This is a genomic window from Nitratireductor sp. GZWM139, from assembly GCF_030068685.1.
In the GTDB taxonomy this organism is placed as follows: domain Bacteria; phylum Pseudomonadota; class Alphaproteobacteria; order Rhizobiales; family Rhizobiaceae; genus Nitratireductor; species Nitratireductor aquimarinus.
In genome coordinates, this window is sequence record NZ_JAMQML010000003.1 from 43,493 (window position 1) to 67,767 (window position 24,275).

22 protein-coding genes are annotated in these 24,275 nt (G+C 62.7%); 14 read left to right on the forward strand and 8 right to left on the reverse strand.

Annotated elements, in window-relative coordinates; all coding sequences use genetic code 11:
* Window positions 1–108: 108 nt before the first annotated feature.
* The 6 genes from NDI72_RS04340 (at window position 109) to NDI72_RS04365 (ending at window position 6,027) form a co-directional block, all read left to right on the forward strand.
* Window positions 109–585 (forward strand): DUF3830 family protein, encoded by a 477-nt coding sequence (locus NDI72_RS04340; protein ID WP_113153066.1) that lies wholly within the window; start codon window positions 109–111, stop codon window positions 583–585.
* Window positions 586–664: 79 nt separating this feature from the next.
* Window positions 665–1,699, forward strand: coding sequence for an ABC transporter substrate-binding protein (locus NDI72_RS04345; protein ID WP_283799758.1), 1,035 nt, complete (start codon window positions 665–667; stop codon window positions 1,697–1,699).
* A gap of 145 nt (window positions 1,700–1,844) precedes the next feature.
* The gene (locus tag NDI72_RS04350) at window positions 1,845–2,666 is read left to right on the forward strand and encodes an ABC transporter permease (RefSeq protein WP_113153064.1); all 822 of its coding nucleotides are present in this window, start codon (window positions 1,845–1,847) and stop codon (window positions 2,664–2,666) included.
* Window positions 2,659–3,462, forward strand: a complete 804-nt coding sequence (locus NDI72_RS04355; protein ID WP_113153063.1) for an ABC transporter permease — start codon at window positions 2,659–2,661, stop codon at window positions 3,460–3,462. The genes NDI72_RS04350 and NDI72_RS04355 overlap by 8 nt, the downstream gene beginning before the upstream one ends.
* A 3-nt stretch (window positions 3,463–3,465) precedes the next feature.
* Window positions 3,466–4,518 (forward strand): ABC transporter ATP-binding protein, encoded by a 1,053-nt coding sequence (locus tag NDI72_RS04360; protein WP_283799761.1) that lies wholly within the window; start codon window positions 3,466–3,468, stop codon window positions 4,516–4,518.
* 78 nt (window positions 4,519–4,596) lie between these two features.
* On the forward strand, window positions 4,597–6,027 hold the full coding sequence (locus tag NDI72_RS04365; protein WP_206547891.1) for an aminobutyraldehyde dehydrogenase: 1,431 nt from the start codon (window positions 4,597–4,599) through the stop codon (window positions 6,025–6,027).
* A gap of 65 nt (window positions 6,028–6,092) precedes the next feature.
* Here the strand turns inward: NDI72_RS04365 and NDI72_RS04370 are convergent, their stop codons facing one another.
* Window positions 6,093–7,013 carry a LysR family transcriptional regulator gene (locus tag NDI72_RS04370; protein ID WP_113153060.1) on the reverse strand — a complete coding sequence of 307 codons (921 nt, stop codon included), beginning with the start codon at window positions 7,011–7,013 and terminating at the stop codon, window positions 6,093–6,095.
* Between the two features lie 126 nt (window positions 7,014–7,139).
* Here NDI72_RS04370 and NDI72_RS04375 point away from each other — a divergent pair, with 126 nt between their 5' ends.
* From NDI72_RS04375 to ftsZ, 4 genes are all read left to right on the forward strand, one after another.
* A complete protein-coding gene (locus tag NDI72_RS04375) occupies window positions 7,140–8,921 on the forward strand; it encodes a sugar phosphorylase (RefSeq protein ID WP_283799763.1) in 1,782 nt (593 codons plus the stop codon).
* Entirely contained in the window at window positions 8,918–9,715 is a 798-nt protein-coding gene (locus NDI72_RS04380; protein ID WP_283799765.1) for an HAD-IIB family hydrolase, read from the forward strand. The genes NDI72_RS04375 and NDI72_RS04380 overlap by 4 nt, the downstream gene beginning before the upstream one ends.
* Window positions 9,716–9,726: 11 nt before the next feature.
* A complete protein-coding gene (locus tag NDI72_RS04385; RefSeq protein ID WP_283799767.1) occupies window positions 9,727–10,938 on the forward strand; it encodes a glycosyltransferase family protein in 1,212 nt (403 codons plus the stop codon).
* Between the two features lie 174 nt (window positions 10,939–11,112).
* Window positions 11,113–12,138 (forward strand): cell division protein FtsZ, encoded by a 1,026-nt coding sequence (ftsZ, locus tag NDI72_RS04390; RefSeq protein WP_206544271.1) that lies wholly within the window; start codon window positions 11,113–11,115, stop codon window positions 12,136–12,138.
* A gap of 101 nt (window positions 12,139–12,239) precedes the next feature.
* Here ftsZ and NDI72_RS04395 read toward each other — a convergent pair whose 3' ends face one another.
* Window positions 12,240–13,016, reverse strand: coding sequence for a class I SAM-dependent methyltransferase (locus NDI72_RS04395; RefSeq protein ID WP_206544340.1), 777 nt, complete (start codon window positions 13,014–13,016; stop codon window positions 12,240–12,242).
* A 156-nt stretch (window positions 13,017–13,172) separates the two neighbouring features.
* On the opposite strand from NDI72_RS04395, the gene NDI72_RS04400 reads away from it, so the two are divergent.
* The gene (locus NDI72_RS04400) at window positions 13,173–14,423 is read left to right on the forward strand and encodes a glycoside hydrolase family 5 protein (protein WP_283799769.1); all 1,251 of its coding nucleotides are present in this window, start codon (window positions 13,173–13,175) and stop codon (window positions 14,421–14,423) included.
* A gap of 62 nt (window positions 14,424–14,485) precedes the next feature.
* Window positions 14,486–15,652 (forward strand): Gfo/Idh/MocA family protein, encoded by a 1,167-nt coding sequence (locus tag NDI72_RS04405; RefSeq protein ID WP_283799771.1) that lies wholly within the window; start codon window positions 14,486–14,488, stop codon window positions 15,650–15,652.
* A 7-nt stretch (window positions 15,653–15,659) separates the two neighbouring features.
* On the opposite strand, the gene NDI72_RS04410 is transcribed toward NDI72_RS04405, so the two are convergent.
* Window positions 15,660–16,727 (reverse strand): Gfo/Idh/MocA family protein, encoded by a 1,068-nt coding sequence (locus NDI72_RS04410; RefSeq protein ID WP_283799774.1) that lies wholly within the window; start codon window positions 16,725–16,727, stop codon window positions 15,660–15,662.
* A gap of 106 nt (window positions 16,728–16,833) precedes the next feature.
* Window positions 16,834–17,271 (reverse strand): Lrp/AsnC family transcriptional regulator, encoded by a 438-nt coding sequence (locus NDI72_RS04415; RefSeq protein ID WP_113153052.1) that lies wholly within the window; start codon window positions 17,269–17,271, stop codon window positions 16,834–16,836.
* A 130-nt stretch (window positions 17,272–17,401) separates the two neighbouring features.
* Here NDI72_RS04415 and rocF point away from each other — a divergent pair, with 130 nt between their 5' ends.
* Complete coding sequence (gene rocF, locus NDI72_RS04420; protein ID WP_283799776.1) at window positions 17,402–18,322, forward strand: arginase; 921 nt, start codon at window positions 17,402–17,404, stop codon at window positions 18,320–18,322.
* Window positions 18,323–18,324: 2 nt separating this feature from the next.
* Window positions 18,325–19,410, forward strand: coding sequence for an ornithine cyclodeaminase (gene ocd, locus NDI72_RS04425; RefSeq protein WP_283799777.1), 1,086 nt, complete (start codon window positions 18,325–18,327; stop codon window positions 19,408–19,410).
* Here ocd and nadE read toward each other — a convergent pair whose 3' ends face one another.
* From nadE to asnB, 4 genes are read right to left on the reverse strand one after another with little or no spacing between them, the layout of a single operon-like run.
* Window positions 19,411–20,403, reverse strand: coding sequence for an NAD(+) synthase (nadE, locus tag NDI72_RS04430; protein ID WP_206547882.1), 993 nt, complete (start codon window positions 20,401–20,403; stop codon window positions 19,411–19,413). It abuts the gene before it with no gap.
* Window positions 20,400–21,959 (reverse strand): class I adenylate-forming enzyme family protein, encoded by a 1,560-nt coding sequence (locus NDI72_RS04435; RefSeq protein WP_283799779.1) that lies wholly within the window; start codon window positions 21,957–21,959, stop codon window positions 20,400–20,402. Before NDI72_RS04435 ends, nadE begins: the two co-directional genes overlap by 4 nt.
* 10 nt (window positions 21,960–21,969) lie before the next feature.
* Entirely contained in the window at window positions 21,970–22,248 is a 279-nt protein-coding gene (locus NDI72_RS04440) for an acyl carrier protein (RefSeq protein ID WP_113153047.1), read from the reverse strand.
* Window positions 22,249–22,265: 17 nt separating this feature from the next.
* Entirely contained in the window at window positions 22,266–24,212 is a 1,947-nt protein-coding gene (gene asnB / locus NDI72_RS04445; protein ID WP_283799784.1) for an asparagine synthase (glutamine-hydrolyzing), read from the reverse strand.
* Window positions 24,213–24,275 lie beyond the last annotated feature (63 nt).

A 24,275-nucleotide genomic window follows, 5' to 3' on the forward strand; every position in this document is an offset into this window, starting at 1 on the left:
CTGATCTGACTGGCGATAAAATTTCTTTATAGGCAGAATTCCGCATTGCGATTGGACATGCACCCGGCCTTGCCTTGAAATATGGGCGTAACAAACGGGTTTAGGTTCATGACTGACAAGAATATCTATCTGAAATTCGTCGAGGCAGACGTAAAGGGTATCATTTCTCTTTATTGGGATACCGCGCCCAAGACCTGCGAAGCGATCTGGGGTGCACTGGAGAAGCCGATTCAGGTTCCTGCCAGCCATGCCATCTTCTCCGGCCCGGAAATCATGATGGGTCTGCCGGAAGAGGCCCGCAACTTCGATCCGACCAGCCTGCCGCCGGAAAACCAGACGGTTCTCCCGGAGCCTGGTGATATGCTTTGGTTCTATCAGCCGAAGAACTTCTTCAAGATCGATCCGGACGAGTTCTGGGAGATCGGCATGTTCTACGGTGTTGGTGGCCGCACGTTCGGCCCGACCGGCTGGATCCCGTGCACCTACTTCGGCAACATGTCCGAAGGGCTCGACGCAATCGCCGAGCAGTGCCGCCTGATCCGCAAGGAAGGCCTGAAGACGGTCGAGATCGGCCGCATCGTTTGATGATCCGGCAGCCGGCCCTTCTCGGGGCCGGCTGCCCAATTTCCAGAAGATCAAACATAAAGACAGCAAGGGAACAGCCATGAAGACGATTTCCAAGATCACGGTCGCCGGCGTTGGCGCTCTGATGGCAGGCACGGCGCTTGCCCAGGCCGAAACGCTCACGATCAACTCCTTCGGCGGTGCTTACGAAGAAGCGCATCGTGAATGCATTCTCACCCCGTTCGAGAAAAAGACCGGCGCTCAGGTGCGCGTGGTGACGGCCTATTCCGCCGACGCTTTCGCCCAGCTTCGCGCGCAGAAGAACGCTCCGCAGTTCGATGTCATCCACTTCTCCGGTGGTCAGGAAATCGTGGCTGCCGAAGAAGGCCTCCTGTCGCCCATCGACGAAGCCAAGCTGACCAACGCCGCCGATGTCTATGACTTCGCGCGCGCCAACCTCGCCAAGGGTGAAGGTCCGGCCTACTCGCTTGCTGCGATCGGCCTTCTCTACAACGACGAAGCTGCCGATCCCAAGCCGACCGCCTGGAAGGATCTTTCCAACGAGGCCTATGCCGACCACATCGTCCTGACCGACATTTCCAACGGTTACGGCATGCTCGGCTTCCTCATGATCAACCAGGTCAATGGTGGCGATCTCGACAACATCCAGCCGGGTCTCGATGCAGTCACCAAGCTGCTCGAAAATGGCGCAATCGTTGTTTCCACCTCGCCGGAAATCCAGCAGGAGTTCGCCCAGAACGACGCCTGGATCGCGGCCTACGCTTCCGATTATGCCTACACGCTGCGCAAGGCCGGTCTGCCGACCGCCTTCACCCAGGGTGCAGAAGGCACGCCGGCAAGCTTCATCACGGCAAACCTTGTGGCAGGCCGTCCGAACCAGGATCTCGCCGTCCAGCTGATCGACATGTCGATCTCGCCTGAGGCGCAGGCCTGCTTCGCAGAGAAGCTGCGCTACTCGCCGACCAACGCGAAGACCGAGCTTGCCGGTGAAGTCGCCGCCGACGTCGCCTATGGCGAAGAAGGTGTGAAGGGCCTCATCCGTTTTGACCCGGTCAAGATCGAGGCCAACCGTTCGGCCTGGGTCGATGCCTGGAACCGCACCATCGCCCGTTAAGGCGCCCGCTAAGGCGCCCGCCAAGGCGAAACCTTGAATTGCGGCGTCGCATCCCCTTGCGGCGCCGCGCCTTGCGCCTGCACATTCGCGCGGCCAAACCCGCTGGGCCTTCACCGGTCCAATGCAAGCTGAAACAAGGACGACCATGACAGACCGCGCGGAAAACTCGCTTCTGATCCTGCCGGGCCTCTTGCTCCTGGTGCTCGCCTTCTTCGTGCCGATTGCACAGATGCTGATGCTGTCTGTCTCGGGCGAGAACGGGCTGACCCTGGCCCATTTCACCCGCTTCCTGAGCGACCCCTATTATCTCAATGTGCTGTGGCGCACCGTGCGCCTGTCGGCGATCATCACGCTCATCTGCGCGCTGATCGGTTTCCCGATGGCCTATATCATGGCGCATGTCAGCCCGAAGCTGCGGCTCTGGCTGGTCATCATGGTGATCCTGCCGCTGATGACCTCCGTGGTCGTGCGTACCTTCGGCTGGATGGTGCTTCTGAGCCGCAGCGGCCTCGTGCCCGAGGTCCTGCGTGACCTTGGCCTAGTCGGCCGCAATTTCAGCCTGATGCAGACCGAGACCGCCATCGTCATCGGCATGGTGCAGGTGCTTCTGCCCTTCATGACCCTGTCGATCCTCGGCGTCATCACCCGCATCGACAGCCGGCTCGAAGAGGCGGCGCGCACCATGGGCTGTTCCTTCCTGAAGACCCTGCGCACGGTCGTCCTGCCGCTTTCGGTGCCGGGCATCGTCGCCGGTTCGCTTCTGGTTTTCACGCTTTCGGCAAGCTCGTTCGTCACGCCGAACCTTCTGGGCGGCGCCCGCATTCAGGTTCTGGCCGCGTCCATCTACCGTTCGGTCACGCAGACGCTCGACTGGCCCTTCGCCGCAGCCCAGGCTGTCATCCTGTTCCTCGGCATCATCGTTCTCCTGATGCCCTATGCCAGACTTTCGGGGCGCTCCAATGGTTAGAGCCGTTTCCACTCCGCTGCGCATCGGCGCTGTCGCCTTCGTCGTCCTGACGGGCATCTTCCTTCTCGCCCCGCTGGTCGTGATCGTTGGTGTGTCCGTTTCGGAAAGCCAGTTCATCTCGTTCCCGCCAACGGGCTTCTCGCTGCGCTGGTACGAGGCGGTCCTGTCGTCCGACGCCTATCTCAATGCGGCCTGGATCAGCATCCAGGTGGCGCTTCTGGTCACCGTCACCTCCTGTCTCGTGGGCGGTGCGGCGGCCATCGCGCTCCACCGGCGCAAGCTGCCCTTCTCGGGCCTGCTTTCGACGCTGTTTCTGTCGCCGCTGGTTCTGCCCACCATCATCTACGCCATCGGCATGCTGATGCTGTGGAGCGCGATCTTCGGGCCGGTGTCGGTGCTCACCCTGTGGGTCAGCCACACGATCATCACCACGCCCTATGTCATCCGCACCACGCTGGCGGTTCTGTCGGAATCCAATCCCTTCCTCGAGGAAGCGGCGCAGACCATGGGTGCGAGCCGTTTCCAGCGGCTTCGGCTGGTGGTTCTTCCGCAGTGCCTTCCCGGCCTTGCGGCAGGCACCTTCTTCGCCTTCAACATCTCCTTCGATGAGGCCGTTCTGGCGCTGTTCCTGCGCAAGCCCGGCATGACCACGCTGCCCGTGCAGATCTACGGCCAGCTCGAATTCAGCCCCGACCCGTCGGTGGCTGCCGTTTCCTCCATCATGATCGGCCTGACCGTCCTTCTGATCTTCGTGATCGACCGGATGCTTGGCCTGCACCGTTTCGCGAGCACCTGATCCATGGCTGAAGTCCGTCTCAACGCCATCAAGAAATCCTTCGGCCCCGTCGAGGTTCTTCACGGCATCTCCATCGATATCGCATCCGGCGAGTTCGTCAGCCTTCTGGGCTCCTCCGGCTGCGGCAAGACCACGCTTCTGCGCATCGTTGCGGGTCTCGAAAGCGTCACTTCCGGCACTGTCGAGATCGGCGGGCGCGACGTCACCGACCTGCCGCCCGAGAAGCGCGACATCGCGATGATGTTCCAGTCCTACGCGCTTCTGCCGCATCTGAGCGTTGCCGAGAATGTCCGCTTCCCGCTGCGCATGCGCCGCATCGGCACGCTTGACGAGCAGCGCGACAAGGTGCGTGATGCGCTGGAGACCGTGCAGCTCGGCCATCTGGCCGACCGCCGGCCCAACCAGCTCTCCGGTGGCCAGCAGCAGCGCGTGGCGCTCGCCCGCGCCATCGTTTCGCGTCCGCAGATCCTGCTTCTCGACGAGCCGCTGTCCAATCTCGACGCGCGGCTTCGCGAAGACATGCAGGTCGAGCTCATCGAGATCCACAAGCGTCTCGGCCTCACCACCCTGTTCGTCACGCACGATCAGGAAGAGGCGCTCAGCCTCTCGGACCGCATCATTCTTCTGAACAAGGGCAAGATCGAGCAGGAGGGGGCTCCCCGCGAGATCTACGCCCAACCCGCCACCGGCTACGCTTCGAGCTTCCTTGGTGCGGCCAACCTCGTGTCGGCCAACATTACCGAAGAAGCTGGCGGGCCGGTGGCAACACTTGCCGACGGGCAGAACCTGCCGGTCGGCAAGGACGAAACGCGCCGAGGTCCGGCCGTCGTCGCACTGCGTCAGGAAGATGTGGCCATCAAGCCGAAGGGCGAGGGCGTCATCGAGGGCAAGGTGCGCACCCGCGTCTATCTTGGCGCGCGCAATCGCTACGTGATCCAGATCGGCAAGGAAGAAATCCGCGTTCTGGCCCCGCACGATCTCGATTTCGAGCGCGGCGAGACGGTTGGCCTCGCGATCGATCCGGCGCGCCTGCGCGTTCTGTCCGAAGGGGAATAGCGGCTTCGGCCGCGTTCTGCCGGACGCATTCACATACAGTTTTGAAAACCGATCGCCCTTGAGCGAATGGAGACACGCATGAGCAGCCTTGAAACACGTCTTTTCATCGATGGTGAGTTCGTCGCCGGTGAGGGCGCGGAGGAAACCGCATTCGATCCCGCACGCGGGACCGAGCTCGCCCGTGTCGCCTCGGCCAGCGCAGGCCAGATCGACACCGCCGTGCAGTCCGCCTACCGCGCGTTCCAGCGCTGGCGCCGCACGACGCCGAAGGAACGCAGCCGCATGCTGTGGGCCGTCGCCGACAAGATCGAGGAAAACGCAGCCCGTCTCGCCGAGGTTGAATCGCTGAACGCCGGCAAGCCGCGCCGCTTCGTCGAGGCCGGTGAACTCGCCAATGTGGCCGACGTGTTCCGCTTCTACGCGACCGCTGTGCGCAACATGCCGGGCGTCGCCGCAGACGGCTATCGCGCCCACACCATGACAAGCATGCTGCGCCGTGATCCGCTTGGCGTCATCGCGTCCATCGCGCCGTGGAACTATCCGCTGCTCATGGCCGCATGGAAGCTTGCCCCGGCCATCGGCGCGGGCAACACCGTGGTCATCAAGCCATCGGAAAACACGCCGCTCAGCCTTCTGCGTCTGGCCGCGATCCTCAACGAGGTTCTGCCCGCCGGCGTCGTCAATGTCATCTGCGGCAACGGCCCGGATGTCGGCCAGCCGCTCATCACCCATCCGCTCGTGCGCATGATCTCGCTGACCGGCGATGTGCGCACCGGTCGCGCCATCCTCAAGGCGGCTGCCGGCGAGCAGATCAAGCGCACCCATCTCGAGCTAGGCGGCAAGGCCCCGGTCATTGTGATGAAGGACGCCGATCTCGACAGCGTTGTCGACACGATGCGCGAGGCCAGCTTCTACAATGCCGGTCAGGACTGCACCGCAGCCTGCCGCGTCTTCGCTGACAAGGCGATTGCCGATGAACTGACGGACAAGCTGTCCGCCATGATCGGCAGCCTCGTTTACGGCGCGCCGGAGCGTGAGGATGTGGAGTTCGGCCCGTTGATCAGCGCCGCCCAGCAGGAGCGCGTTGCCGGCTTCGTCGAGCGCGCCCGCGCATCGGGTGCGGACATCGTCGCTGGCGGCAACAAGCCGGACGGCGCAGGCTTCTTCCACGAGCCGACGCTTGTGCGTGCGCCCATCGGCGCCGAGATCGTGCAGAAAGAGGTGTTCGGCCCCGTCGTCACGCTCACCGAGTTTGATGAACCGGACACGGCGCTGAGCTGGGCGAACGCTTCGGAATACGGCCTTGCCTCGTCGGTCTGGTCGCGTGACACCGGCGCCGCGCTGCGTCTTGCCAACGATCTCGAATACGGCGTCACCTGGGTCAACACCCATGGCGTCTTCGCCACCGAGATGCCGCATGGCGGCATGAAGAACTCCGGCTATGGCTCGGATCTCTCCATGCAGTCACTGCTGGAATACACGCAGGCCCGCCACATCATGGTGGCCTGAGCCGCAACGGCACGGATATGAAAAAGCCCGGCAGCGATGCCGGGCTTTTTTGTTTCCTGCCGGGATCAGTCGATCCAGGCCATGTCCGGTTCCACACTGGCGCAGAACCGCGCGGCGCTGATGCGCGCCTGGCTGATGACCTTGCGGATGAAGTCCTGATGGGTCGAGGCCTGATAGCTGGCCACGATGTGCATGGGAGGAAAGCGCTTCGACACCTGCACCTGATGCAGGAGCCCCATGCTCAACTCGCGCCTGATGGTCACGGCGGGGATCGCGCCCACGCCGAACCCGTCAATGATCAGGTTGATGATCGCATAGAGCGAGTTGCAGGTGGTCAGCTTGGAGGCCAGTGCCTGCTCGTCGTGAAAATAGGGTGCGATCATCTGGTAGGGCGGCGAATTCTTCGGAAAGCTGATGATCGGCAGGCTCGCCAGCTCCGCCACGCTATAGGTCCTGTTCGGGTCGATCAGCTTGGGCGAACCCGCCCACACCATCTGCAGCACGCAGGAAGTGAAGCTTCGGAAACCGTCATCCAGCACCGGGTGCAGCGAGAAGATCACGTCAAACTCGCCCTTGGTCATGCCCTGAACGAGATGTTTCGTGCCGTCGACCGTCAGTTCGATCTTCAGGTTCGGAAAGCTCCGGTGCAGCGAGTCGATCAGATGCGGCATCCAGGTGGATGACACGGAATCGATTGCCCCGATCCGCAGCGGCTCCAGCGCCGGCACGGCGTCGCCTTGAAGCGTGCCCCGCAACTGGTCGATATCGCCAAGGATCGCCTCAAAACTCTGGAGCACGCGCTCGCCATCGGCGGTCAGCGCAAAGCTGCCATCGCCGCGGTTGATCAGCCGGCTTTCCAGTTCGGCCTCAATGGCCGCAAGCCGGCTCGAAATCGCCGGCTGTGTCGTGTTCAGCTCTTCCGCCGTGCGGCCGAAATGCCGGTTGCGGGCGAGCGCTACGAATGTCTTGATATCGAGAATGCGCATGAGGCCATTCTATAAACGGCTTCAGCCGGTGACGCATCCGCAATTGCAGTCGCTTCCCGTGCGGCCTCTTGTCATCGTCGCCGTCCCGCGTCATCATGCTGCAATGCAACATGGCCGGTTCAGCCCATGACTGTGAGAGAAGCAGCGCGCCAGCCCCGGGCGGCCGCGCCCGCCAGACTGCGAAACGGTCTGCGCCAGCTTCTCGCCTCCATCTATCCGGATCACGATCCCGTCGAACTGGCAGCCAGCGCCGAAAGGGCTTTCTTCGGCGCGGCCAGTGCGCCGCGCAGGCGCGGCCGTCTTCCCGCAAACGCACTGTGGAGCGAGAAGGACAACTACGTCATCACCTATGGCAACACGCTCGTCGATGGCGAGCACAAGCCGCTCGATCTGCTCCACGATTTCTCCGACCGTTATCTGGCGGGCGTCTTCACCGGCATTCACATCCTGCCCTTCTTCCCTTTCACCTCCGACGATGGATTTGCCGTCACGGATTATCGTCAGGTGAACAGCCAGCTGGGCGACTGGGCGGACATCGCCCGCATCGCCGGGCATTTCCGCCTCATGTCCGATCTGGTGATGAACCACTGTTCGAGCCAGGCCCGCATGTTTTCCGATTTTCTTCAGGGCCACGAGCCGTGGAACGGCTTTTTCAAGGAAGCAAGCCCCGACGACGACCTGAGCGCTGTGGTGCGGCCGCGCACGCATCCGCTGCTGCGTGAATTCAGGACCGAAAGCGGCAGCCGTTATGTCTGGTGCACGTTCAGTCACGATCAGGTGGATTTCGACTTTGCCAATCCGCGTGTCCTGCTGGAGTTTCTCGACATCATGCGCGGGCATATCGAGCATGGCGTGCGCACCATCCGCCTCGATGCGGTGGCCTTTCTCTGGAAGGAGGTCGGCACGCCCTGCATCCATCTGCGCCAGACGCACGAGATCATCCGGCTGATCCGTCTCCTGTGCGATTACCGCGAAGAGCCGATCGTTCTCATCACCGAGACCAACGTCCCGAATGTCGAGAATCTCAGCTATTTCGGCAATCGCAACGAAGCGCACATGATCTACAATTTCGCGCTGCCGCCGCTTCTTTTGCATGCGCTTCTGGGCGGCACGTCGAAATATCTGAACGCCTGGCAGATGGCCATGCCACCGGCCCAGCTCGGCTGCACCTATTTCAATTTCTCCGCCTCGCATGACGGCATCGGCCTGCGCCCGGCAGAGGGGCTGATCCCGCAAGACGAGATCGCACGGGTCATCGAAACGGTGCAGGGCTTTGGCGGTCGCGTATCCTATTACGCAAGGCCGGATGGCGAGCGCCCCTACGAATTGAACGTGGCGCTGTTCGACGCGTTTGCCGGCACACATCAGGGCGTCGACGATCACCAGCTCGAGCGCTTCTTATGCAGCCAGGCGATTGTTATGGGGCTTGAGGGCGTTCCAGCCTTCTACATTCATGCGCTGCTCGCCACCCGCAACGATTATGACGGGGTCGAGAAGCTTGGTTACAACCGTGCGATCAACCGCAGACGACTCGACTATGCCGCGTTACGGGAGCAGTTGGACGATCCGCAGACCTTACCGGCGCGTGTCCTTTCGCGCCTCAGGGCCATGGTGCGTGTGCGCTCCGCGCAGCCGGCCTTCCATCCCAACGCCACCCAGTTCACCCTCCAGCTCGGCGACGCCTTCTTCGGCTTCTGGCGGCAGAGCCTCGACCGCTCGCAGAGTATTTTTGCCATTTCCAATCTCACCAATGAGGAGCGCAGCGTGCCGTCCATGGCGTTGAACCTGATCGAGGGTGATGACTGGCACGATCTCCTGACCGGCGATCCGGTGGCGCAGCTTGCCGGCGATATCGCCTTTGCCCCCTACCAGACGCGCTGGATCTCCAACCGGCGGCAGGTCTCATGAGCGCCCGGCGGTCCTTCATCGTCTTCAGCGATCTGGACGGAACGCTGCTCGACCACGAGACCTATGATTTCGATGCAGCCCGCCCGGCGCTTGCGCGGTTGCGGGCCGAAGGGCACCGCCTCATCCTTGCATCCAGCAAGACCGCAGCCGAGGTCGCGCCGATCCGGCAGGCGGCCGGCTTTTCCGACTGTCCTGCAATCGTGGAAAACGGTGCTGGCATTCTGCCGCCGGAGCACGAGGCTGGTGACGAACCCGTGGCGTCCGGACATCAACGCCTCATGCGCACGCTGGATGCGCTTCCATCAGAATTGCGCCGGCATTTCACCGGCTTTTCCGACTGGAGCGCAGAAGAGGTTGCGGCCCGCACCGGCCTGAGTATGGAGGCTGCCGCGCGCGCGAAACAGCGCGCTTTTTCGGAACCCGGTCTCTGGAACGGCACGGAAGAGGGCTACGCAGATTTCTGTGCCGCGTTGAAGGAGAACGGCGTCACCGTTCAAAAGGGCGGGCGCTTTGCCACGCTCTCCTTCGGCGGAACGAAGGGCGCGCGGGTGGACGAACTTGTTGCCCGCTACCGCACGGAAGACGAAGCTCTGGTCAGCGTAGCGCTGGGCGATGCGCCCAATGATGTCGCCATGCTGCAGAGCGTCGATATCGGGATTGTCATACCCAATCCGGCCCATGCCGGTCTCGCCCCGTTCGCACCGGTAGAGGGTGGGGTGATACGATGGGCAAGGCTTCCCGGACCTGAAGGCTGGAACGAGGAAATCCTCGCACTGTTGAACGCACCGGTATAGGGAGGAGCGCCATGTCGGATTTCCAGCAGAGCGGCAGCGTGGCCACGCTGCACAATCTCGGCACGACCACGCCGGAAGAGATGGAACGCCAGCTCAGGCTTTTCGCCGAACGGCGAAGGATCACACTCATCCTGCCGTCGCTCTTCTCCGAGCTTGAAGCGCCGGCGCTGGGGCGGATCGTCGATGAACTCTGTGAGGTTGATTACATCAATCACATCGTCATCGGCCTCGACCGCGCCAGTGAAGAGCAGTTCCATTTCGCGCAGGAATATTTCGCCCGGCTGCCGCAGCGCCATTCGATCCTCTGGAATGACGGGCCGCGTCTGAAGGCGGTCCAGAAGCGTCTGTCCTCATTGGGGCTTGCGCCCGAGGAGCCTGGAAAGGGGCGCAATGTCTGGTACTGCATGGGCTATACGCTCGCCTGCCAGGACAGCGATGTGGTGGCCCTGCATGATTGCGACATCATCACCTACACGCGCGAAATGCTGATGCGGCTGGTCTATCCGCTGGCCAATCCGACCTTCCCCTATCAGTTCTGCAAGGGCTATTATCCGCGCGTTGCGGACGGAAAGCTCAATGGCCGCGTGAGCCGGCTCCTCATTGCGCCGCTGCTGCTCGCCCTTCAGCGCACCTTCGGGCACAGCGACTATGTCGAATACCTGCAGGCGTTCCGCTACCCGCTGGCCGGTGAATTCGCCATGCGCACCTCCATTCTGCCGGATATCCGCATCCCCTCCGACTGGGGGCTGGAGATCGGTGTCCTGTCCGAGGCATGGCGCAATCTCGGCCGCCATGCGGTCTGTCAGGTGGATATATGCGACCGTTACGACCACAAGCATCAGCCGCTTTCGGCACAGGATGCCGCACGCGGTCTCTCGCGCATGTCCATCGACATTTCCAAGGCGATCTTCCGCAAGCTCGCCACCGATGGCGTCGTCTTCAGCCAGGAGCATTTCCGCACCCTGAAAGCCACCTATTACCGCCTCGCGCTCGACCTGATCGAGCGCTACTACAACGACGCGGTGATGAACGGGCTCCATGTGGACCGTCACAGGGAGGAAAAGGCTGTGGAGCTTTTTGCCGCGAACATCGTCGAGGCGGGCCATACCTTTCTCGAACATCCCATGGAGACGCCCTTCATCCCCAACTGGAGCCGCGTCCAGTCGGCGGACCCGGATGTCTTGAGGACGCTGCGTGAGGGTGTCGAGGCGGATAATGCGTGAGCCGCCATTGAAAGCGTTACAGGCCGTCATCACATTTGAATCAGAGCTGTAAACTCCGGGTGTTCAGGGCGTAGCGCACACTTGAACAAGCCGGCGCACTCTGATTCCTTCAGGCGGACGCGCGGGCGGAGCGATTCGCTGTCGCCGCTTGCCCCCAGGAAGGACCAAGGCCCAATGACGGACGAGAAGAAGCCCGAAATTTCTGAAATGCGCCCCAAGATCACCATCATCGGTGTCGGCGGCGGTGGCGGCAATGCCGTCAACAACATGATCGCGCACAATCTGCAGGGCGTGGACTTCATCGGCGCCAACACCGATGCGCAGGCGCTGACCATGTCCAAGGCCGAACGGCTGATCCAGCTGGGCGCGAATTCGACCGAGGGTCTCGGCGCGGGCTCGCTGCCGGAGATCGGTCAGGCCGCTGCCGAAGAAACCATCGACGAGATCATGGATCATCTGTCGGGCACCCATATGTGCTTCGTCACCGCCGGCATGGGCGGCGGCACCGGCACGGGTGCAGCGCCGGTCATCGCCGCTGCCGCGCGCAATGCCGGCATCCTGACCGTGGCTGTCGTCACGAAGCCGTTCACCTTCGAGGGCAATCGCCGCATGGCCATTGCCGAGCAGGGTATCGAACTTCTGCGTCAGGCCGCCGATACGGTCATCGTCATTCCCAACCAGAACCTGTTCCGCATTGCCGACGCCAAGACCACGTTTGCCGAGGCGTTCGAGCTGGCCGACAAGGTTCTCTATTCGGGCGTGCGCTGCATCACGGATCTGATCGTCAAGGAAGGCCTGATCAACCTCGACTTCGCCGACGTCCGCTCCGTCATGCGTGACATGGGCCGCGCGATGATGGGCACGGGCGAGGCAACGGGCGACGCACGCGCGATGAAGGCTGCCGAAGCCGCCATCGCCAACCCGCTTCTGGACGAGGCCAACATGAAGGGCGCCCGCGGCGTTCTGGTCTCGATCTCCGGCGGCCGCGACATGACGCTGTTCGAGGTCGACGAAGCCGCGACCCGCATCCGCGAAGAGGTCGGCGACGACGCCGAAATCATCGTCGGCGCGATCTTTGACGACAAGCTGGAAGGCACGTTCCGTGTTTCGGTGGTTGCCGCCGGGCTTGCCAGTCAGGCCGAACAGGATGCCGCCAATGGCGGCCAGCCGGGTGACTTCCGGGCGCAGGCGATCCACTGATTTTGACGGGCGGCCCACTGGCCGCCCGAATTCTTTCATTCGGTGATTTTTTCGGAAATTTTGCCCGGAATGACGAAATTTGGGGCGAAATTTCCGGAATTTCAGGCTGCCTTTGCAGTCTCTGCGCGCGCTGATGCGGCGTCTGGACGCTTTTGCGAAAACACCAGAAGATTGGTGCGCATCGGCGGCGGCATGATGGCCTGAAAGAAGGCGACCGCAGCAAAGCCGATCGCGGTGTTGCCGTGGTAGCGCGGCGTGCCATTGGCCGTGTAGCCGTGATGCGTCCACTTCTCCTCGCCGAAGGCGCGACGGACACTGCCCATCGTGTTCATGCGGTAGAAGGTGGGGAACACGTCCTCATGCGGCCGCTCCGGCCAGACAAGGCGCATCAGCCGGTCTTTCACGCTGTCGGGGATGATGCGGTTCGAGATGCCCACATAGCCATAGCTGTTTGGCGTCAGGGCGCAGAACCAGCCGCCGGGCTTTAAAACCCGGTGGATCTCGTCGGCGAATTCCTGCGGATGCTCGACATGCTCGATCACCCATTCGCACACGATGATGTCGACACTCGAATCCGCCAGCGGCAGCCTGCCGCCCGGCTCGATCACATGCGCCTCGTCCAGATGCGGGTGTTCCATGACCACCGGATCGACGTCGAGGCCGATCACGTGCTTCACCTTGCCCTGGAAATTGCAGAAATCTTTGCGGAAGGGAGAGGTGCCTTCATCGAAGCGCGAACCGCGTCCCGCACCGAGGTCGACCAGCACCATGTCCGGGCGGACAAGGGCGTTGATGCGCGTGTAGAAAGCGATGTCTTCGTCATCGCGCGTAAATCCCCCGGCCGCCGTTTCAGGCCGCCATCGGTCAGTCACCGTCATCATCTTTCCCTTGCGCAAATGCCTTTTGCCGGTCGCAACCGGCGCGTGCACCGTATGCAAGCAAATCGCTATATTTCGTTAATCCGGGGCTGATACCCACTGGTATGCCGTGGGCGCTGATGCGCGCTCGGAAGGATCGGAGAGGGGAGCGCCGCCATGGTGGGCAGAACAATGCGGTTCAGGGGCTTTCTTGCGGCTGCCGGCCTTCTGGCCTGTTTCGCGGGACCGCTTGAGGCGGCGACGTTTGCGCCTGCCCGTGGCGTCAACCTCGACATCTGGGACACATGGCCCGATGAAGCGGAGTGGACGCGGGACGACGTGCTCCTGCCTTATCCCGAATGGCGTCGCAAGATCGACGCCGAAGATCTGGCGCTTCTGAAGGAGACGGGTTTCGACTTCGTGCGCATGCCGGTCGATCCGATCCCGTTCCTGTCGTCGAAATCGGCTGGCTTCCGCGACAGGCTGTTTGCTTCCGTTCTCGAAGGCGCGCGCGCAATCAATGCGGCGGGCCTCAAGGTCATCGTCGATCTGCATCCCATTCCGCGCGGCGCGGACCGCTTTGCCGGCGTTGAGGAAATTCTGCGCGACGAGGCCCTGTTCGAGCGCTATCTGGACCTGGTGCGCGAGATGGGGCGGACACTCGCCGCAGAAGATCCGGCCATGGTCGCGTTCGAGCTTCTGAACGAGCCGGTGACGGGCTGCGAGGGCGCGGAAGGCGCTGCCTGGGACGAGCAACTGGGCAGGCTCTTTGCCGCTGCGCGCTCGTCGGCTCCACGCACGACGCTGATACTGTCCGGCGCATGCTGGGGAACGGCGGAAGGGCTTGCCGCGCTCAACCCGAACACCATTCCCGACGACAACATTCTCTGGGGCTTTCACTCCTATGCGCCGTTTGTCCTGACCTCGCAGGGGGCGCTGTGGGCCGGCGATTTCATCCGCTATGTGACGCGCGTTCCCTATCCTCCGCATGCGCACCCGGAAGCACTGGCCGAAGCCATTGAGAAGGCGCGCGAACGCATTCGCAACGACGCGCCATTCCTGCGCCGCGCCGGCATGCTGGCCTATCTGGACGAGCTGATCGCCGGTGTCGACACGAAGGAGGAACTGGAAGCCGAAATGGCGGCCCCCTTCAACATCGTTGCCGACTGGGCGGCGAAGTATGGCGTCGATCCTGCGAACATCATTCTCGGTGAGTTCGGGATGATCCGTCAGGAATATCAGAACCCGGATGTAATGCCCGCCGAATGGAGAGCGGCCTATATGCGTGACATGATCGCGCAGGCCGAGGAGCGTGGCTTTTCCTGGTCTATCTGGGGCTATGGCGGAGCCTTTGGAATTGTTGAAGAATTCGGCGGACATCGGGCAGAAGATGATGTGCTGCGCATGGTCGAGGAGCTGAAGAACTAGACTGGCGTCCTCTGGAAAACTTAGGCGGGTAATTGTAAGCCGTCTCAAATTGAGGCGCTCCCATGACAAAAATCGCATTCATCGGCACCGGTTTTGTTGCCGATTACTATATGACCACGCTGGCCAACCACCCCGGGCTTGAACTTGCCGGTGTGTGGGACCGCAAGGCTGAGCGGCTGGAGCGCTTTTGCGCCTTTCATGGTGTGCGCGCCTATGAGGATCAGCCCGCACTTCTGAGCGATCCTGATGTTGCGATTGTCGTCAATCTGACGAGCACGGAAAGCCATTATGAGATCAACCGCGCCTGCCTTGAAGCGGGAAAGCATGTGTATTGCGAGAAGCCGCTGGCGATGTCGCTGGATGAGGCCATGGAGCTTGCAGCGCTGGCCGAAAAGCGCGGCCTCATTCTCTGCACTGCGCCCGCCAACGGATTGAGCTCGGCCTACCGGACATTCTCGCAGATCCTGGCGCGCGGTGACATCGGCGCGCCCCGGCTGGTCTATGCCGAGATGGAAGACGGTCCCGTGTTTCGCGCCGACTGGCGAAGCTGGCGCAGCCGCTCTGGCGCGCGCTGGCCGGGCGCCGAGGAGTTCAAGGTCGGGTGCACGCTGGAGCATGCCGGCTATGCCATGAGCTGGCTGGTCGGTCTGTTCGGCCCCGTTGTGCATATGTCGGCGTCATCCGCCCTCTGCTTTGCCGAAAAGGGGCCGGAGCTTGAAGGCGAGGCGCTGGCCCCGGATTTCTCCGTGGGCATCATGACCTTCGAGAGCGGGGTCAAGGCACGGATCACCTGTGGGCTGGCAGCACCGCGCGACCGCTCGCTCACCGTGCTTGGCGACCGTGGAAGCATGATCCTGCGCGACCTGTGGGACGACAATTCCGCAATCCATCTTTCAGCGCCGGGGCGTGAGCGCAGCCTTTTGCAGAAGGTTCTCGACGGGATCGAAAACCGCATCGGGCGCACCCTGCCTTTGCGCATCACGCCCGGCCGGCGCGTTGCGAGCACCGCGCCGAAGGGTGGCAAGGCCCTGCCTGCCTATCCCTCGCGGATCGATTTTGTCCGGGGCGTTGCAGAGCAGGCGAAGGCGCTCTCTGGTGGCAGCATGCCCTTCTATTCAGGAAAGGTGGCCCTGCACCTGACCGAGCTCGTTCTGGCGCTGAGCGCCGGCGAGCATGATTACACGCCGAAAACGCATTTTGCGTTCAAGCCGGAGGCGCAGAAGGACTGAGCGGTCCTCAACCCTTCCGGTTCTGCTCGGCAAGAACCGTTTCGATGATTTCCAGAGTGCGCGCCGTGTCGAGCGGGGCGCTGCGCCGGTCATGTGTATGGCCGGCGCGGAGAGCGTCGCCGACCGCCGCGATTTCATACTGAAGCCCGTATCCCGCGCGGGGAAAAGCGTGCCGGTGGATGCCCGGCAATGGCGCGCCTCGCGCGAATTTGCGAATGGCGCGGGACAGGGCCGACTGACCGGGAAAGGCGGCAAGGCGGGCTGCAAGCCGGTTGCGGCAATGCAGGACGGCGTTTGCGGCAATGAAGGGGGGCTGCAAAACCAGCGCCCCGTCGCTGCCCTCGATGATGAAGCAGTTGTCGCCCTCATGCTCGAAGGAGCAGGAGAGGTGCGCTTCGACATCCCGGTCGAACAGAAGCGTCACCGATGCGGATTTGTCGACGCCGCTTGGGGCCTGTCGCCATTCGCCATCAACTTCCAGCGGCTCGCCCATCAGGAAGCGGGCGAGCGAGATGCCGTAAATGCCGAGATCGAGCATGGCCCCGCCGCCATGGGCTCTGGAATAAAAGCGGCTTTCGGCATCGTAGGGGTGGTGGAAGGCGAGGCTGCCGCGCAGGCGCGTGACCTCGCCAATTGCGCCTTCCCCGATCAGCGCCCTGGTTTTGGCGATGGCCGGCAGGAAGCGCGTCCACATTGCCTCCATCAGAAAGACACCGCGCTCCGAGGCAAGTGTCGCCAACCGGGCGGCATCCCGGCTGGTGGTCACCAGCGGCTTCTCGACCAGAACCGCCTTGCCGCTCTCGATGGCGGCGCGGGCGATTTCGAAATGCGTGTCATTGGGGGTGGCGATGTAGACCGCGTCCACTGAAGGGTCGCCAAGAAGTGCCTGACAAGCGGCATGCGCCGTGACATTGCCATGCCGCGCGGCAAAGGCTGCGGCCTTTTCAGGCGTGCGGGAGGAAACGGCGGTGAGTGCGGCTTTTTCCGTCAGTGCCAGATCGCTGGCGAACTGCTCGGCCATGACGCCGGCGCCGACGATGCCCCAGCGGATCGTTTCTGAGGGTCTTGAATGCATCGTCGCTTGCTCGTCGGTTCTGGAAAGGGGCAGGGAAGTGCAGGTTAGCTTTGCCGGGTTAACGCCCGAATAAGCCCGGTGCGGACAGGTGCAGGCCGGTGCTCGATCACAGCCGCGCGCGGGTGCTGTGGGGCGTGGCCAGAAGCAGGCTTGTTTCGCTGTTCATGATGCCGGGAATGAGGCGAATGCGGCGCAGCACCGCGTCGAGATCGGTCAGTGTGGATGCGCCGAGCTCCACCACGATGTCCCAGCGGCCATTGGTGGTGTGAACGGCGGAAACTTCCGGAAAACCCTCAAGCGCGTGGATCACCCGGTCGGCAGAGCGCCCTTCGATCTCCACCATGGTGATGCCGCGCACGGGCGCTTCCACCGTGTCGGCCCGCAGGATGACCGTGTATCCGACAATGTGACCGGCCTTTTCCAGCCGCTCCATACGGGCGCGCACCGTGGCGCGCGACACGCCCAGATCCATCGCCAGATCCGAGATGCTGCGGCGCGCATCATGGCGCAGAAGGGTGATCAGGCGTTCGTCGAGTTCATCCATGATTGTGCAAAATGAAATCCATAATTAGCAAAATGATAAATGCTTATGAAATTTTTGGCAATTTGGTTTGTTCATTCTGCCGACGATCCGGGGTCGAATAATGGGAACTGTTCGATGGGTCGGTGGCGCTATGCATTGCAAGATCTTGGGTATTCCGGTGCAGGATGGCGCCGGGCGCATGGGTTGCGAAATGGGACCGAGCGCCTTGCGCACGGCCGGTCTCGTGGCGGCGCTTGGCGAGCTTGGCCATCAGGTTTCCGATCTCGGAACCGTTGTTCCAAAACCGCAGGATGTGAAGCCGCATGGAAATCCTGCGCTGAAGGCGCTGCCGGAGATCGTCGCCTGGACGGATGCGATCAGCGAGGCCTCTTACGCCGCAGGCGAAGACGGCATGCCGATCTTTCTTGGCGGCGACCACAGCATGGCGGCTGGCACCCTTGCCGGGATGGCGCGCCGGGCGGCGGAGGCCGACAGGCCGCTTTTCGTTCTCTGGCTCGATGCGCATCCGGACTTTCACACGCTCGACACCACCGCCAGCGGCAATCTGCATGGCGTGCCGCTCGCCTATGCCAGCGGGCAGGCGGGTTTTGACGGCTTCTTTCCGCGCCTTCACACACCCATCGAACCCACCCGCATCTGCACCCTTGGGCTGCGCAGCGTGGACCCGGCGGAGCACACCGCGCTGCGCGGGGCGGGCGTAACCGTTCATGACATGCGCGCCATCGATGAGCATGGGATTGCGCCGCTGCTGCGCGCTTTTCTGGAGCGGGTGGCCGCCGAGGGCGGACGCCTGCATGTGAGCCTCGACGTGGACTTTCTCGATCCCGCCATTGCGCCGGCGGTGGGCACCACCGTGCCCGGTGGCGCAACCTTCCGCGAGGCCCATCTGGCGATGGAGATGCTGCACGACAGCGGTCTCGTCACCAGCCTCGACCTCGTGGAACTCAACCCTTTCCTCGATGAGCGCGGTCGCACGGCGACCCTGCTTGTCGACCTCACAGCCAGTCTGCTTGGCCGGCGCATCATGGATCGGCCTACCAGGAGCCATTGACGATGACCTATACCCCTTCGATCGACAAGCTGAACCTCGTTCCCTTCGTCAGTGTGCATCACATGATGGAGCTGGTGCTGGAAATCGGCGTGGAGCGCTTTCTGGCGGAACTGACGAATTACATTGAGGAAGATTTTCTCCGCTGGGAGGATTTCGACAAGACGCCGCGTGTGGCCGCGCACAGCCGCGAAGGCGTGATCGAGCTGATGCCGACGAGCGATGGCAAGCATTACGGCTTCAAATATGTGAACGGTCATCCCAAGAACACCCGCGAGGGACGGCAGACGGTGACGGCATTCGGCGTCTATGCCGATGTGGGCAATGGCTATCCGCTTTTGATCACCGAAATGACGATCCTGACGGCGCTGCGCACGGCGGCGACATCTGCTCTGGCGGCGAAGTATCTTGCGCCTGAGGGCTCGCGCACCATGGCGCTTATCGGCAATGGCGCGCAGTCCGAGTTTCAGGCGATGGCCTTCAAGGCGGCACTCGGCGTCGACCGGCTGCGGCTCTATGACGTTGATGGCGGCGCGACGGAAAAGTGCCTGCGCAATCTCTCAGGGCTGGGTTTCGAGCTGACCGCCTGCAAGACGCCGGAAGAAGCGGTGGAAGGCGCGGACATCATCACCACCGCGACCGCCGACAAGCAATATGCGACGATCCTGACCGACAACATGGTTGGCTCCGGCGTGCACATCAACGCGGTGGGCGGCGACTGTCCCGGCAAGACCGAGCTGCATCGCGACATTCTCACCCGCTCCGACATTTTCGTGGAGTATCCGCCGCAGACCCGCATCGAGGGCGAGATCCAGCAGCTTGCGGAGGATCACCCGGTGGAAGAGCTGTGGCAGGTGATTGCCGGAAAGGTGAAGGGGCGTCGCGAGCCGCGCCAGATCACGCTGTTCGATTCCGTCGGTTTCGCGACGGAGGATTTCTCGGCGCTGCGCTATGTTTATGACCGCGTGCGCGAGACCGATCACTTCATCGAACTCGACCTTCTGGCCGACCCCGATGAACCGCGCGATCTCTTCGGCATGCTTCTGCGTTTCCCCGGCTCTTCGCTGCTCGCGGCCAAAAAAACTGGCTGATCAGGGGGCGTCGATCTCCTCGACCAACTGCGGCGGCAGGTGCAGATAGTGGGCGACCTTGCGTTTTGCAGCAATGTCGCGCCACACAAGCCCCACCTGCCGCTCGCTGAGACCGGTGGCGCAGGCGACCTTCTTGGCCGGAATGGCGTGGTCGAGCCCGTAGAGGCACAGATCCATCTCGCGATAGGGGAGCGCGAAATAGAACTCCTCCTGTGACTGGGCGAGCGAATAGGTGTCTGTCGTGGGCATGCGGCGGCGGATTTCGGCGGGCACGCCGAGATATTTCGCGAGCTGGTAGACCTGCGACTTGTAGAGGTGAGCGATGGGCTTCACATCGGCTGCGCCGTCACCGTTCTTCACGAAGAAACCCTGATCATATTCCAGCCGGTTGGGCGTGCCGATGACCGCATAGTTCAGCCGGTCGGCATGGTAATATTCGAGCTGTTTGCGGGTGCGCTGCTTCATGTTGGTGGCGGCGACGATGCCGAGATAGACTTCTGGCGGGAGCCGGTGCTTCTCGACCGTGCCGTCGGGCCGCCGCACCACCAGATAGGAGATGTTGTAGGCCTTGGTGGTGAGCGCATTGGCGATGGCGATCTTCATCGACCAGCCTGCGCCATAGTCCGGCACGACCTGGCGAATGAAGGCGTCGCGGCGCTCATAGCAGCCCATGGCGGCAAGCGACGGGCCGATATCCTCGATCACGCTGGAGAGACCGAACGTCGTTGCGACTTCCTGGCCGAGCCGCAGGCTCTCCGGGTCGGAATCATATTCCGGCATGAACAGGCAGAAGACGCGGTCTGGCCCGAGCGCACGGGCGGCAAGGGCCGCGCAGACGCTGGAATCGATGCCGCCGGACAGGCCGAGCACTAATCCCCGCTTGCGCAGCCTGCTGCGCAGCTGGCTGCGCAGCGCCGTGACGATGCGCTGGGCTTCAGCGGCGGGATCGATCTTCAGATCGTCGATGGAAAAGCTGATGTTCATGTCGTTCATGATGCTTTCAGGGCCTCCATGGCGGCGAGGCGGCGGCTGGGTTTTCCGTTTGCCGTTTTCGGCAGTTCCGCCTGGAAAATGAATGACTTCGGGACCATCGTGTCCGGTAAGCGGTGTTTGCAGTGCCGGGCGAGCATGCGTCCGGTGAGACCGGGATCGTCGGCGACGATCAGCGCGTCGAGCCGGTGGCCGAAGACGGGATCGGGCGTGGTGAAGGAAAGCGCCTCGCGCACGCCGGGACAGGCGGCCAGAACGGCGTCCACCTGTCTGGGCGAAACCTTTTCGCCGCGGATCTTCACCACCTCGTCCCGGCGGCCGACGAAATGGAGGAAGCCTTCCGCATCGCGTTTGAAGAGGTCGCCCGTGTGGAGCCTTCGACCGCTGCCATCGGGCGCATTGCGCAGCGCAAGCGCGGTTGCTTCCGGATTGTTCCAGTAGCCCTGCATGACATGCGGTCCGCGGATGACGAGTTCGCCCGTGACGTCCGCCTCGGCTTCGTTGCCGTCTTCATCGACGACAAGGGCCTCGGTGCCCGGCAGGGCCTTGCCGACGGAGGTGGGATGACGGTCGAGCTCTTCCGGTGCAAGGAAGCTTGCCCGCGCGCATTCGGTGAGACCGTACATGGAGTAGATGCGCGCTGCCGGGAAAAGGGCGCGCAGCGCCTGAATGTGGGCGGGCGGCAGGTGGGCTGCGGCATTGGTGATGTAGCGCAGCGGCGGTAGCCGGTCGGGCGTGAGCCCTTCGAGCGTGGCGAGCATGGCCGCCATGGTTGGCACGAGGGGAAACCCGGTAACGCCTTCGGCATGCGCCTTTTCGAGAACCGCGTGGGGGAAGGCGAAGCTCTTTTCCAGAACGAGCGTTGCGCCGCTGCGCGCGGCTACGAGAAGCTGATACAGCCCGTAGGTGAAGGACAGCGGCAGTGCGGAAAGCACCACGTCCCTGTCGTCGTTTTCCAGATAATCGGCGATCATCGCCGCTGCCGCATCGACATTGCGGTGGCTCATCATCACGCCCTTCGGCCTGCCGGATGAGCCGGAGGTGTAGATCAGAAAGGCGAGATCCCGGTCGTTTTCCTGCCGGGCGGGTAAGGGCGCCTCTAAATCGAGGCAGGCGTCGAAGGCGATGGCGTCGCTGAGCGTGGCCCTGTCCTTCCGGGTGACGATGTCCGTCCGGGCGACGATGGAAAGGGGCGTGTGGCCCGCCGCAGCAATCGCCTCATGGCACAGGCCGCCATGCCTGGCCTCATGAATGAGGGCTTTTGGCGTGCAGTCCATTAAGATCTGGGCGAGGCCCTCGGCCCTGACGCCGGGGTTGACCGGAACGACCGTCGCGCCGGCCCTGAGACCGGCAAATATGGCGATGGCCATCTCCCGGCAATTGTCCATGCAAAGCGCAACCCGGTCGCCGGGCTCGACCCCGTGGGCGCATAAGGCCCCGGCCAGACGGTCGGCCAAACGGTCGAAATCGGCGTAGCTTAACCGGTCCGGCCCCGTGACAAGCGCGGTGGCGGAGGGGGCAAGCCCTGCACGGTCTTTCAGTAAGGTCTCAACGCGCATTGCGTCGCTCCTATGCGCCGGCTGGCGCGGTCTCCCTGGCCTTCTTCTTGCCCGCGACAAAGGCGCTTAAGCGGGCAATCGTGTCGAAGTTTTCCGGCACGATCTCCGGGTCGGCGACATCGATGGCGAAGTGCTCCTCGAGAAACGAGACCATCTCCAGAATGCCGGTGGAATCGACAATGTCGTTCTCGATCAGAGATACATCGTCTTCCGGGGCGTCTGCTTCATCGCCGAACAGGAAGTTCTCGATAATGAAGGCGCGGATATCGGCATTGATGGACTGGGGCATGGTGCTTCCTTTCACGGTCAGGCACGAACCGCCAGAGGTTGATCCGTTATCCGAACCGGCCTGGCGAACTGCTGGGACCAAAGCTGTGTCGACAGAATGCCGACGAATGCTGCGTTGTCTCGAAAACCGGTGAAACTATTTAGCCGGCTTTTTTTATACAATCTGGCTGTTTTTTCAACGTGGAAGTTTCCGTTTTCTTCCAGCGCCGATTTCTCGAATGCTTCTTCCACATAGGCCTGCGTGTGATCGGTGAAGGCGCTGGCCTCTGGCGCGCGATAGGGCTGTTTGGGCCGGTCGGCGATCTGTGGCGGCACGACATCGCGCATTGCCTCGCGCAGAAGATGCTTCTCCCTGAGCCCTCTGAGCTTGATGCTTGCCGGTATCTGCGCGGCATGCATGACCAGCCGGTGGTCGAGGAAGGGAAAGCGTGTTTCGATCCCGTGCGCCATCGCCATGCGGTCGCCCTGGCTGGAGAGAATGTAGCCGGGCAGGAGAAAGCGGGTTTCCAGATACTGTGCCTGATGCAGCGGGTGCCATTCGCTGAAGGCGTCGGGCAGTGTGGCGGCGAGTTCGTCTGCCGCATCATAGTCGCCGAGCGTCGCCTTGAGTGCATCGGAGAAGAAGAGCTTCGCGCCTGCGGTGCTGCGCATGCGGGGACGATGCGAGAACAGCGGATCGTTTAGATCGTCGCTGGCAACGCCGAAAAAGGCGGCGAGATAATCCGGTGTCTGGCGCTTCAGATTGGAGAGATAGGGATAGATGCGGCGGAACAGGTGCGGCCGCAATTGCGAGCCCGGCTGGCGCGCGCAGAAGCGCCGGATGCGCGCCTCCTTGAAAATGTCGTAACCGGCAAAGACCTCGTCTGCTCCTTCGCCGGAAAGGACCGCCTTGATGCCTTTCGAGCGCACCAGACCGGACAGCCGGTAGAGTGGTGCGGGACCGGTGCGCAGGATCGGCTGCTCCGTGTGGCGGATGACCTGCGGAAACACGGTGGCGATCTCGTCCATGTCGCAATCGACAGTGTGATGCTCCGTGCCGAGCGCACGCACCATCTCGTTCTGGAATGCGCTTTCGTCGAAGGCAGGATCGGAAAAGGTGACGGCGAAACTGGTCAGGCCGGCGGGCGCCATGCGCTTGGCGAGTGCGGCGATGATGGAGGAATCGAGCCCGCCCGACAGGTAGGTTCCCACCTCCACATCGGCGCGCAGACGAATGCGCGTTGCCTCTTCCAGAAGCGCACGGGTCTCCTCCGCCAGCTCTGCCCCGGTACGGTCGTGCCGGACATCGGAGAAATTCAGATCCCAGTAGCGTTGCGTGCGGGCCGCGCCATTCTCGACGATCATCCAGTGCGCTGGCGGCAGTTCGCTGACGCCTTCAAACGCTGTGCGCGGTGGAATGGGAGCCCAGAGCGTAAAAATCTGGTCGAGCGCGAAGGGGTCGAGCCGCGCCTCCATGCCGGGAACGGTCAGGAGCGCCTTGATCTCGGACGCGAAATGGAACCGGCCCTGACGCCATGTGTAGTATAGCGGGCGCACGCCCATGCGGTCGCGGGCTAGGAAAAGGCGCTTGCGGCGCGCATCATGGATCGCGAAGGCGAAGTCGCCATTGAGTTGCTCAACGCAATCCGGCCCGAACGCCTCGTAGAGGTGCAGAATGACTTCGGTGTCGCTCGATGTGCGAAAGCGATGACCGCGGCTTTCAAGGTCCCGGCGCAGTTCGACGTGATTGAAGATCTCGCCATTATAGGTGATGTGGAGCTGCCCGTCAGCGCTCGTCATGGGCTGCTGGCCGTCCGCCAGATCGACAATGGAAAGGCGGCGATGGGCAAGGCCCATATCTTCTGTCACATGGATGCCGGCTTCGTCCGGACCGCGATGGGCGATTGTGGCGGACATGGCCGCAAGAAGCCTTTCAGCTTCCTGCGGGTGAAGACCCGCTCCGCAATAACCCGCTATTCCGCACATTTACAAACCACCCCTGCGGGCCATTTGGCCCGGTTCCGCTTTCGCAGCTTTTCGTTGAATCGC

What these genes read in the sequence shown, in the direction of transcription:
- NDI72_RS04340 (WP_113153066.1), top strand. Translation starts at nt 109, where the DNA reads ATGACTGACAAGAATATCTATCTGAAATTCGTCGAGGCAGACGTAAAG.
- NDI72_RS04345 (WP_283799758.1), top strand. Translation starts at nt 665, where the DNA reads ATGAAGACGATTTCCAAGATCACGGTCGCCGGCGTTGGCGCTCTGATG.
- NDI72_RS04350 (WP_113153064.1), top strand. Translation starts at nt 1,845, where the DNA reads ATGACAGACCGCGCGGAAAACTCGCTTCTGATCCTGCCGGGCCTCTTG.
- NDI72_RS04355 (WP_113153063.1), top strand. Translation starts at nt 2,659, where the DNA reads ATGGTTAGAGCCGTTTCCACTCCGCTGCGCATCGGCGCTGTCGCCTTC.
- NDI72_RS04360 (WP_283799761.1), top strand. Translation starts at nt 3,466, where the DNA reads ATGGCTGAAGTCCGTCTCAACGCCATCAAGAAATCCTTCGGCCCCGTC.
- NDI72_RS04365 (WP_206547891.1), top strand. Translation starts at nt 4,597, where the DNA reads ATGAGCAGCCTTGAAACACGTCTTTTCATCGATGGTGAGTTCGTCGCC.
- NDI72_RS04370 (WP_113153060.1), bottom strand. Translation starts at nt 7,013, where the DNA reads ATGCGCATTCTCGATATCAAGACATTCGTAGCGCTCGCCCGCAACCGG.
- NDI72_RS04375 (WP_283799763.1), top strand. Translation starts at nt 7,140, where the DNA reads ATGACTGTGAGAGAAGCAGCGCGCCAGCCCCGGGCGGCCGCGCCCGCC.
- NDI72_RS04380 (WP_283799765.1), top strand. Translation starts at nt 8,918, where the DNA reads ATGAGCGCCCGGCGGTCCTTCATCGTCTTCAGCGATCTGGACGGAACG.
- NDI72_RS04385 (WP_283799767.1), top strand. Translation starts at nt 9,727, where the DNA reads ATGTCGGATTTCCAGCAGAGCGGCAGCGTGGCCACGCTGCACAATCTC.
- ftsZ (WP_206544271.1), top strand. Translation starts at nt 11,113, where the DNA reads ATGACGGACGAGAAGAAGCCCGAAATTTCTGAAATGCGCCCCAAGATC.
- NDI72_RS04395 (WP_206544340.1), bottom strand. Translation starts at nt 13,016, where the DNA reads ATGACGGTGACTGACCGATGGCGGCCTGAAACGGCGGCCGGGGGATTT.
- NDI72_RS04400 (WP_283799769.1), top strand. Translation starts at nt 13,173, where the DNA reads ATGGTGGGCAGAACAATGCGGTTCAGGGGCTTTCTTGCGGCTGCCGGC.
- NDI72_RS04405 (WP_283799771.1), top strand. Translation starts at nt 14,486, where the DNA reads ATGACAAAAATCGCATTCATCGGCACCGGTTTTGTTGCCGATTACTAT.
- NDI72_RS04410 (WP_283799774.1), bottom strand. Translation starts at nt 16,727, where the DNA reads ATGCATTCAAGACCCTCAGAAACGATCCGCTGGGGCATCGTCGGCGCC.
- NDI72_RS04415 (WP_113153052.1), bottom strand. Translation starts at nt 17,271, where the DNA reads ATGGATGAACTCGACGAACGCCTGATCACCCTTCTGCGCCATGATGCG.
- rocF (WP_283799776.1), top strand. Translation starts at nt 17,402, where the DNA reads ATGCATTGCAAGATCTTGGGTATTCCGGTGCAGGATGGCGCCGGGCGC.
- ocd (WP_283799777.1), top strand. Translation starts at nt 18,325, where the DNA reads ATGACCTATACCCCTTCGATCGACAAGCTGAACCTCGTTCCCTTCGTC.
- nadE (WP_206547882.1), bottom strand. Translation starts at nt 20,403, where the DNA reads ATGAACGACATGAACATCAGCTTTTCCATCGACGATCTGAAGATCGAT.
- NDI72_RS04435 (WP_283799779.1), bottom strand. Translation starts at nt 21,959, where the DNA reads ATGCGCGTTGAGACCTTACTGAAAGACCGTGCAGGGCTTGCCCCCTCC.
- NDI72_RS04440 (WP_113153047.1), bottom strand. Translation starts at nt 22,248, where the DNA reads ATGCCCCAGTCCATCAATGCCGATATCCGCGCCTTCATTATCGAGAAC.
- asnB (WP_283799784.1), bottom strand. Translation starts at nt 24,212, where the DNA reads ATGTGCGGAATAGCGGGTTATTGCGGAGCGGGTCTTCACCCGCAGGAA.